Here is an 8,416-nt window from a genome sequence, read left to right on the forward strand (position 1 = left end):
GCGCTCCGGCCCGACGGCACGCCGCCCCACCTCGGCGCCCTTCGGCCGGCTGCTCCGCTCGGAGCTGGAGCTGGCGCTGCTGCGTCCGCGCACCGCGGTCGTCCTCGCGGCGGTCGCACTGGTGCCGCTGCTGGCGACGATCGCGCTCGCCACCGACGCCGGCCGCCTGTCCTTCGCACTCGGGACCCTGACGGTCGCGCTGTCCGAACCCGCGGCGTTCGCGCTCGGGATGCCCGTGGTGCTCGTGGCGGCCGACGCGTTCGCCGCGGAGCGTGCCCGCGGCACCCTCGACGCGTTGCGGTTGTCCCCCGTCGGCCCGGGACGGCTGCTCGGGCTCAAGGCCGCCGCGGTCGCGGTGACCTCGCTGCTCGCCGCGGCGACGACGGTCGTCTCCGCCCTGGTCTGCGGCGGCCTCGCCCTGGGTGCCGGCCCGTTCGGGGCGGGCGCCACCGTGGCCCGGGCCCTGGTGCTCACCGGCTGGGCCGCGCTGCAGCTGTGCGGGCTCGGGATGCTGCTGCTGGCGATGTCGGCGCTGGTCCGGCGACCCGCCGGGGTGGTCGCGACCGGTCTGGCCGCGCTGACCGTCGCGCCGCTGGCGACCGTGCTGTGGGAGCCGATCGCGCCGGTCCTGCCGTCCGGGCACTGGCACGAGGTCCTGGCCGGGGTCCTCGCGGTGCCCGCCGACCCGTCGGCCCTGTGGGCGACCACGGCGCGGGCGGCCGGCTTCGCCGTCGCCGGGGCGGGTGCCGTGGTCTTCGCCCTGACCCGCCGCGACGGATGAGCGCTCCCGGCCGGTCGCCGCTCCACCGGAGCGGGCTGCTCCACCGGGAGGATCCGGACAGCCTCCACCGCGACGGGGTGCGCCGTCTGCGCCACGATGGGGCGATGCCCACCCCGACGCTCACCGACGCCGAGATCGCCGACGCCCTGCAGAAGCTGCCCGGTTGGGACCGCGACGGCGACTCCATCGTCCGCACCGCCACCCTGCCCGACTTCGAGGCCGCGATCGCGGTGGTGGACCGGGTCGCCGAGGACGCCGAGGCCGCCGACCACCACCCGGACATCGACATCCGCTACGCCACGCTGACGTTCCGGCTGTCCACGCACTCCGAGGGCGGACTGACCGCGAAGGACGTCGACCTCGCCGCGCAGATCTCCGACCGGCTCAGCACCGCGGGCGGCTGAGCCGCCCCGGGCGGCCGCCGCTCCGGGAACGGCCGGACGCCGCTCAGAACCGCCGGTTGGCCAGCACCGGGATCTGCTCGCGCACGGTCGTGGCCGCCGCCGGGTCCACGTCGACCACGAGCAGCCCGGGCTCGGCGCCGAGTGCGTGGACGACCTCGCCGCGCGGGCCGGCGACCAGGCTGTACCCGATCCCGGTCGGCGCCTTGCCGTGCTCGCGGCCGACCGTCGTCGGGTCGGCCTGGTCGCACGCGACGACGAACGAGCCGGTGTCGAGCGCACGGGCCCGCACCAGCAGCTCCCACTGCTCGCGCTTGCCCGGGCCCGCGCCCCAGGAGGCGGGTACCAGCAGCACGGTGGCGCCGTCGTCGGCGAGGCGCTGGTACAGACCGGGGAAGCGCACGTCGTAGCAGGTGGACAGGCCGACCGTGACCGGCTCGTCACCGCCCACCCCGACCACGACCGGCTCGGTGCCGGGCTCGACGGTGTCGGACTCGGCGAAGCCGAACGCGTCGAACATGTGGATCTTGTCGTAGTGGGTGTCCACACCGCCGCCGGTGGCGAGCAGAGTGTTGCGGACCCGGCCGTCCCCGGACGGGGTGAACATCCCCGCGACGACGGTGGTCCCGGCCGCCGCGGCGACCTCGCGGACCCGCGTCGCCCACGGTCCGTCCAGCGGCTGCGCGACCGGGCCGAGCGCGACCCCGAAGCAGCACATGGTGGCCTCGGGGAACAGCACGAGCTGCGCGCCGGCGTCGGCGGCCGCGTGGGTGCGGCGCTCCACCTCGGCGAGGTTCTCCTCGGGATCCGGGGTGGACACGATCTGGGCGAGGGCGATCCGCATGTGCCGGTGGTACCACGCCTGCCGCCGGCGTGGGGTACGGTCGGTGCGTGCTGAACGCGTACTACTGGTTTCGCCGGCCGGCCCGGGATGGGCTGGCAGGTGCCGTAGCGCGCTGACCTCCATCCCCTCGAGCCGGCATTCCAGACCGGCTCGGTCGAGGTGATCCGGGGCGGTCCGCCGGGTAAGGACCACCGTCTCCGATGAGTGCGAGCACCACCCCCCTGCAGGTCGCCCCGACCGACGACCGCCGCATCGAGCGGATCAGCCCGCTGATCTCGCCCGCACTGCTGCGGCACGACCTGCCCTGCGACCCCCGGGTCGCCGAGACCGTCACCCGCGGCCGCGCCGCGGTCACCGACATCCTCGACGGCGACGACGACCGCCTGCTCGTCGTCGTCGGGCCGTGCTCGGTGCACGACCCGGACGCCGCCCTGGACTACGCCCACCGCCTCGCCGCCCGGGCCGAGGAGCTGTCCGGTGAGCTGTGCGTGGTCATGCGTACCTACTTCGAGAAGCCGCGCACGACCGTCGGCTGGAAGGGCCTGATCAACGACCCGGGCCTGGACGGCACCTTCGACGTGAACCGCGGACTGCGCACCGCGCGCACGCTGCTGCTCGACATCTCCGCGCTCGGGCTGCCGGTCGGCTGCGAGTTCCTCGACCCGATCACCCCGCAGTACATCGCCGACGTGGTCACCTGGGGCTCGATCGGCGCCCGCACCGCGGAGAGCCAGGTGCACCGCCAGCTGGTCAGCGGCCTGTCGATGCCGGTCGGGATCAAGAACGCCACCGACGGCGACATCCGCGCCGCGATCGACGGGATGCGCGCGGCCGCGGCGTCGCACGTGTTCATGGGGGTGAACGCCGACGGGCTCGCCGGCCTGGTCACCACCACCGGCAACCCGGACACCCACGTCATCCTGCGCGGCGGGGCCACCCCCAACTACTCGGCCGCCGACGTCGCCGCGACCGCCGACGGGCTGCGTGCGGCGGGACTGCCGGAGCGGGTCGTCGTCGACGCCAGCCACGGCAACAGCGGCAAGGACCACGTGCGGCAGGCCGGCGTCGTCGCGGAGCTGGCCGAGCGGATCGCGACCGGCGAGCCGGCCGTCACCGGGCTGATGATGGAGAGCTTCCTGGAGGCGGGACGCCAGGAGCTGGGCCCGGACATGGTCCGCGGCCGCTCGGTGACCGACGCCTGCATGTCCTGGGGCACCACCGACGAGCTCCTGGGCACGCTCGCCGACGCCGTGCGCCGCGGCCGCCGCTGAGCCCCGGGCCGCTCACCCCGGGCCGTCCAGCCGATCGAGGACCCGCCGGCGCAGCAGCTCGTACTGCGCGCGGCAGCGCCGCGGCGGGCCCTCCGGGCGCACGACCACCCGGGGCGGGTGGACCGTCTCCCCCGTGGCGAACTGGTCCCGGGTGAGGTCCACCTCGGCGCCGCCGGGCAGCCGGTTCCACCAGTGGTAGCCCTGCAGGCGGCCGTCGGCCTGCCACACCTCGGCCAGCAGCAGGTCACCGCCGAACAGGTCGTGCAGGACCAGTGCCGTCGCCCCGCACTGGCCCCGCGACGGACGGTCCGGGGTCCAGTCGGTGACTTCCGCGACGTCACAGGTGTCGCGGCTCCAGGAGGCGCGCAGCGCGGCCGCCACCCGGGCCGGGACGGGTGGCGAGGCCGGGGGCGACGGCAGGGCGCTGGTCATGGCTCCGACGCTACGACCGACCCCCGACAGTTCCGCGCCGCCGCAGGTCAGCCGACCGGCGGAGCGAGGTGCCTGGCCATCAGGACGTCGTCGACGGCGACCCCGTCGATCACGAACTCGGCGCGCAGCACCCCCTCCTCGACGAAGCCGCAGCGGCGGTACAGCTCCCGGGCCCGGGTGTTCGGGCCGAGGACCCGCAGCGTGACCTTGCGGCCGCCGCTCTCGCGGGCGCGGGCCACCGCGGCGTCGACCAGCGCGCGGCCGACGCCGCGGCCGGTGTGCCCGGGGTGCACCGCCAGACCTCCGATGCAGCGGACGTGGTCGTGCGCCGTGACCGCGGGCGGAGCGGCCCCGACGATCACATACCCGGCCACGGCGCCGTCGTCGTCGGCGACGAGAACGTCCCCGACCGCTGTCCGGTCGAGGAACGGCTCGGGCCGCGGCGGGGCCGGGCTGACCTCCGCGGTCCAGGTCAGGGCGTCGATCCGGGTCAGCCCGGGGTCGTCCGAGGGTGTGGCGGGCCGGACGGTCAGCACCGCGGGGCCGGACGGCCGACGGGCCGGTCCATCCGCGTCTCGCTGATGCCGTCGGGCCGCTCGACGACGCCGCGGTCGACGAACCCGAGCCGCCGGTAGAACGCCGCGGCGCGGTCGTTGCCGATCACCACGTGCAGTGCCAGCGTCCGCGCGCCCCACCCGGCGGCGCGGTCGAGGACCGCGTCGACGAGTGCGGTCGCGGCGCCGTCCCCGCGTGCGTGCGGGGCGACCCACAGGGCGATGAGGTCGGCGACGCCGTCGCCGTCCGGCGGGACGGCCACGACCTGACCGGCGGGGCGGCCGCCGACCTCGACCACCAGGTACCGGCCGGGCGCGGCCAGCCGGTCACGCCACTCCCGCTCCCCCGCGCCGAGCCAGTCGGTGAGCCGGCTGTGGAACGCGTCGGGCGCCTCGGCCAGGGCGGCGAGGCGCAGGTCGCGCCAGGTCTCCCAGTCGTCGGGCCCCAGCTCCCGGACGGTGATCACGCATGGCCTCCCGGACGGACGGAGGCGCCGAACCTAGCAGCGTCCCGGAGCGGTCCCGCCGCGTGTCCGGCGATCGACAATCCTGATGAGGTTGGTCCGGACGGCGCAACATCGGCCCGGTGTCCGGCGAGACGACCGGCATGACCGCGCCGCGCCGCCGCACCCGTCCCACCGGACCCCGTCTGCTGCTGGCCGGCGCCGTCCTCGCGCTCGCCCTGTCCGGGACCGGGGTCGCCGGGCCCGCCTCCGCGGGCACCGGCTGTTCCGCGGCCTGGACCGCGGCCGGATGTCCCTGATCCCGCCCGGCAGGCAACCGGACGCCCGATTCGGTACGAACTCCAGTCATGCTGCCCGAACCGCGCCACCGCGCCCGGACGCTCCTGTCCGCCTGGTCCACCGGCCCACGCCGCATGATCGCGATGCTGGCCGTGCTGGTACTGGTCGCCCTCGGCATCGTCGGGGGGCTGACGATCGGCCGGATGTCCGACAGCCCGGCCCTGGCCGGCGAGCCGGGGACGGCCGCGCTCGGCCCGCTCACCGGCCCGCCGACGTTGTACGGGCGGGTGCAGCGGGTCGTGGACCCGGCGACGGTCGTGGTGGACGTCGGGGGCCGTCCGGTGACGGTGTCGGTGATCGGCGTGGACACCGCGTCGACGCCGCCGTGCGCGCGGGTCGACGCGCAGCGGTTCGCCCAGGATTTCCTCGACGGTCAGGAGGTCACGCTGGTGCCGGACCCGACGCTGCCCGCTCCGGCGGCGGACGCCCCGACGTGGCCCGCGTACCTCGTGATCGGGACACAGCAGTCCTACACCGACGCTGCGCTCGTCGCGGGCTGGGTGGACCCGGGGCAGGGCCGCTACCGGCCGGGCTTCGAGGCCGGGCAGCGCATCGCGCAGGACCGGCGGGCCGGCATGTGGGGGCCGCCGTGCAACCGGACGTCCTGACCGCACGGCGACGCGGTGGGCCCTCGCAACCGGGTGTCACCCGTTCGGCAGAATGGTGAGCGTGGATCCCCGGGCGGTGCGCACACGACGGCGTCTCCAGGACGCGCTGCTCGCGCTGGCCAGGGAGCGCGCCCTCGAGTCGATCACGATCGCCGACGTCGCGGAGCACGCGTCGGTGAACCGCAGCAGCTTCTACCAGCACTACACCGACAAGGAGATGCTGCTGGCCGACGCGCTCGCCAACCGGGCGGCGGACGCCGGAGCGGACCTGTCGGACCTGTCGATGGACGACATCGGGCCCGAGCCGCCCGCGGCGCTGCTGCGCTGGTTCATCCATCTGGCCGAGCACGCCCCGCTGTACCGGCAGGCGCTCGGCGGTGCCGCGGCGCCGGACGCAGCGGCCGGGATGCGCCGCCGGATGCAGTCGGTCGTCGCCGACACGACGGTGCGGCTGGGTGTCTCCGAGGACGCGTTCGGCATGCCGCTGGACGTGTTCGCCGCCGGCCTGACCTGGACGCTGCTCGGGGTCGCGGCCAGCTGGCTGGAACGGGACCCGCTGCCCCCACCCGACGTCGCGGCCGGGTGGGCGTGGCGGATGCTGGTCCGCCGGGACTTCTGAGCTCCGCTCGGAGGGACCGGTCGGCCGTACCGCCCGGGCCGGGTCAAGCGGCCCGGGCGGTACGCGCCTCGCGGGTGTCCCGCGGAGCTCAGCCCTGGACGATGCCGGAGTTGCCCTGGTCGACCGTGGTGGTGGACTGCGACACCGGGCCGCTGGACAGCAGGCCGCCGATGTTGATCGACGGGTTGACGGTGGCCGCGACGTCGACCAGGCCGCCACGCTGCGAGGCGTGCCCGCCACCGCCGTGCTTGCCGCCGGACTGCAGGATCCCGCTGTTGGAGTCGTCGACGGTGGTGGTCGACTGCTGCACCGGGCCGGAGTTCAGGATGCCGCCGACGTTGGCCGACGGGCTGACGTCCAGGCCCAGCCCGACCAGGTCGTCGACCTGCACGGCGTCGCCCGCGCCGCAGCCGCTCTGCACGATGCCGGAGTTGGACCGGTCGAGCGTGGTGGTGTCCTGGGAGACCGCACCCTGGTTCAGGATGCCGCCGATGTTCAGCTGCGGGTCGACGGCCGCGTCGAGGCCGAGCAGTCCACCCTTCTGCGAGGCGGACGACGGCGCGCAGTCGCGGCCCTTGTCGTGGTGCTTGCCGCCGTCGCCGTAGTCACCGGCGAAGGCCATTCCGGCCGAGCCCAGGACCAGCGGGACGGACAGGACGCCGGCGGTGGCGATCCGCCGGGCGTTACGACGGGCGGGGGTCGTCTCGGGGGCGTTCATGGCACTCCTTCTGTGGCGATGTGATCCGGCCGTCGTACTGACACTCCGTCACTGGCCGGTGCCGCAGAACGTACGGACGCCCATCACCGAAGCGAGAGCACCCCCTCGTTCGGGCGGCTTTATGCCCGTTTCGGTGCGCCCGAACCGACCGTTCGCCGCTGATCAGCTACACACAGTGCTATCCGTCAGGTGTCGTTTAGCTACTCTCCGTAGAAGATCTACAGCTCGCCGATCGTTACAGAAAGGCGCCGAGAAGTGGGGTGGATCACAGCAGCGCAACGACGGGACGGAACGGGCGTCTCTAGCTCCCGGAGTCACCACCGGACCCGCCCGGTAGTTCTCCGACACCCACCGCCACCTGCGGGAATGGGCCGTCCGGCGCGACGGGACTCGACCGTTCGTCGCGCGGGGTGCGGCCGTCGGGTGTGTATCGATCGCCGAACGGCGGCACCACACGGGACTGGACAGCCTTTCGCACCAGACTGTCGCACGCCGGCGCGGTCGCTCACGATGGTCAACGACGTGGTCCGTCCGGAGTAACGCTGTCGATGCAGATCACTCCTCCGCCGGGTCGACCTGCCGCAGCGCGGGCCACGACGGTGTCCGCGGGCCGCAAACCCGGTGACGCACCGGACGGATGACCGCGATCCTGGGCGGGTGCACATCGGACTGCGACGCCTCGACGAGCCCCTGCTGGCGGCGTTGTGCGACACGGCGGCCGCCGGGGCGGACCCGCTCGAGGTGATGCCGCCGGTGCCCGGCGCACCCGGCTGGACGACGCCGCGGCGCGCGGCGTTCGTCGCGTTCCACCGGGAGCGGTCGGTCGCGGCGCAGGTGCCGGTGGAGCGGACCTGGGCCGTCGTCGTCGACGGGGAGGTGGCCGGGGCGGCGCGGCTGGAACCGGTCGAGGGCGGCGAGGAGGCCGGGATCTGGCTGGCCCGGCCGTGGCGTGCTCGCGGGGTCGGCGGGGCGGTGCTCCGGATGCTCGTGGCACGCGCCGACGGCCCGGTCGTCGCGGAGACGAGCCCGGCAAACGCCGCGGCGGTCGCGGTGCTGCGCGGGCTGGGGGCGGACGTGACCGTCGACGACGACGCCGTGCACGGCCGGCTGGACTGAGCCGGCCGTGGATCATGGCGACATGGGCGTCCTCGCCGCCGGCCGGCGGCACTCGGCCGGGCTACGGGCGGACGGGACCGTCGTCGCGGTCGGGGACGGCCGCGCCGGTGAATGCGCCGTCGACGGCTGGACCGGCGTCGTCGCCGTCGCGGTGGGGAACGTCCACACCGCCCGCAACACCGGCCGCGCGCACACCGTCGGGCTGCACGCCGACGGCACGGTCCTGGCCACCGGTCGCGACGACGACGGCGAGTGCGCCGTCGAGGGCT

Annotated in this window: 12 protein-coding genes and 1 pseudogene; 8 read left to right on the plus strand and 5 right to left on the minus strand. The window is 75.2% G+C overall.

Annotated elements, in window-relative coordinates; translation table 11 throughout:
* Both GTW08_RS04955 and GTW08_RS04960 read left to right on the plus strand, forming a co-directional pair.
* A partial coding sequence (locus GTW08_RS04955; RefSeq protein WP_161151475.1) for an ABC transporter permease occupies nt 1-781 on the plus strand: 781 nt, incomplete at its 5' end.
* A 104-nt stretch (nt 782-885) separates the two neighbouring features.
* On the plus strand, nt 886-1,185 hold the full coding sequence (locus GTW08_RS04960) for a 4a-hydroxytetrahydrobiopterin dehydratase (RefSeq protein WP_062400425.1): 300 nt from the start codon (nt 886-888) through the stop codon (nt 1,183-1,185).
* A gap of 43 nt (nt 1,186-1,228) precedes the next feature.
* Here the strand turns inward: GTW08_RS04960 and GTW08_RS04965 are convergent, their stop codons facing one another.
* Nucleotides 1,229-2,026 carry a carbon-nitrogen hydrolase family protein gene (locus tag GTW08_RS04965; RefSeq protein WP_073577721.1) on the minus strand — a complete coding sequence of 266 codons (798 nt, stop codon included), beginning with the start codon at nt 2,024-2,026 and terminating at the stop codon, nt 1,229-1,231.
* A 200-nt stretch (nt 2,027-2,226) separates the two neighbouring features.
* Here GTW08_RS04965 and GTW08_RS04970 point away from each other — a divergent pair, with 200 nt between their 5' ends.
* Nucleotides 2,227-3,297 carry a 3-deoxy-7-phosphoheptulonate synthase gene (locus GTW08_RS04970; protein ID WP_073577720.1) on the plus strand — a complete coding sequence of 357 codons (1,071 nt, stop codon included), beginning with the start codon at nt 2,227-2,229 and terminating at the stop codon, nt 3,295-3,297.
* 12 nt (nt 3,298-3,309) lie between these two features.
* On the opposite strand, the gene GTW08_RS04975 is transcribed toward GTW08_RS04970, so the two are convergent.
* The 3 genes from GTW08_RS04975 to GTW08_RS04985 are packed head-to-tail and all read right to left on the minus strand — an operon-like array spanning nt 3,310 to nt 4,750.
* Nucleotides 3,310-3,729: a YunG family protein gene (locus GTW08_RS04975; protein ID WP_073577719.1), complete on the minus strand. Its 420-nt coding sequence runs from the start codon at nt 3,727-3,729 to the stop codon at nt 3,310-3,312.
* Between the two features lie 47 nt (nt 3,730-3,776).
* Nucleotides 3,777-4,265, minus strand: coding sequence for a GNAT family N-acetyltransferase (locus GTW08_RS04980; RefSeq protein WP_073577718.1), 489 nt, complete (start codon nt 4,263-4,265; stop codon nt 3,777-3,779).
* Nucleotides 4,259-4,750 (minus strand): GNAT family N-acetyltransferase, encoded by a 492-nt coding sequence (locus GTW08_RS04985; protein WP_073577717.1) that lies wholly within the window; start codon nt 4,748-4,750, stop codon nt 4,259-4,261. Before GTW08_RS04985 ends, GTW08_RS04980 begins: the two co-directional genes overlap by 7 nt.
* 119 nt (nt 4,751-4,869) lie before the next feature.
* Here GTW08_RS04985 and GTW08_RS04990 point away from each other — a divergent pair, with 119 nt between their 5' ends.
* The 3 genes from GTW08_RS04990 to GTW08_RS05000 all read left to right on the plus strand — a co-directional run bounded on the left by GTW08_RS04990 (nt 4,870) and on the right by GTW08_RS05000 (nt 6,313).
* The gene (locus tag GTW08_RS04990; protein ID WP_161151476.1) at nt 4,870-5,046 is read left to right on the plus strand and encodes a hypothetical protein; all 177 of its coding nucleotides are present in this window, start codon (nt 4,870-4,872) and stop codon (nt 5,044-5,046) included.
* A 48-nt stretch (nt 5,047-5,094) separates the two neighbouring features.
* Nucleotides 5,095-5,694, plus strand: coding sequence for a thermonuclease family protein (locus tag GTW08_RS04995; protein ID WP_073577716.1), 600 nt, complete (start codon nt 5,095-5,097; stop codon nt 5,692-5,694).
* Between the two features lie 61 nt (nt 5,695-5,755).
* Nucleotides 5,756-6,313 (plus strand): TetR/AcrR family transcriptional regulator, encoded by a 558-nt coding sequence (locus GTW08_RS05000; RefSeq protein ID WP_073577805.1) that lies wholly within the window; start codon nt 5,756-5,758, stop codon nt 6,311-6,313.
* Nucleotides 6,314-6,401: 88 nt separating this feature from the next.
* Here GTW08_RS05000 and GTW08_RS05005 read toward each other — a convergent pair whose 3' ends face one another.
* On the minus strand, nt 6,402-7,031 hold the full coding sequence (locus tag GTW08_RS05005) for a hypothetical protein (RefSeq protein ID WP_073577715.1): 630 nt from the start codon (nt 7,029-7,031) through the stop codon (nt 6,402-6,404).
* Nucleotides 7,032-7,688: 657 nt separating this feature from the next.
* On the opposite strand from GTW08_RS05005, the gene GTW08_RS05010 reads away from it, so the two are divergent.
* Entirely contained in the window at nt 7,689-8,147 is a 459-nt protein-coding gene (locus GTW08_RS05010; RefSeq protein WP_073577714.1) for a GNAT family N-acetyltransferase, read from the plus strand.
* A gap of 22 nt (nt 8,148-8,169) precedes the next feature.
* Nucleotides 8,170-8,416, plus strand: a pseudogene (locus tag GTW08_RS05015) (chromosome condensation regulator); the annotation flags it as partial.

This window comes from Pseudonocardia sp. SID8383 (assembly GCF_009864975.1).
GTDB lineage: Bacteria > Actinomycetota > Actinomycetes > Mycobacteriales > Pseudonocardiaceae > Pseudonocardia > Pseudonocardia alni.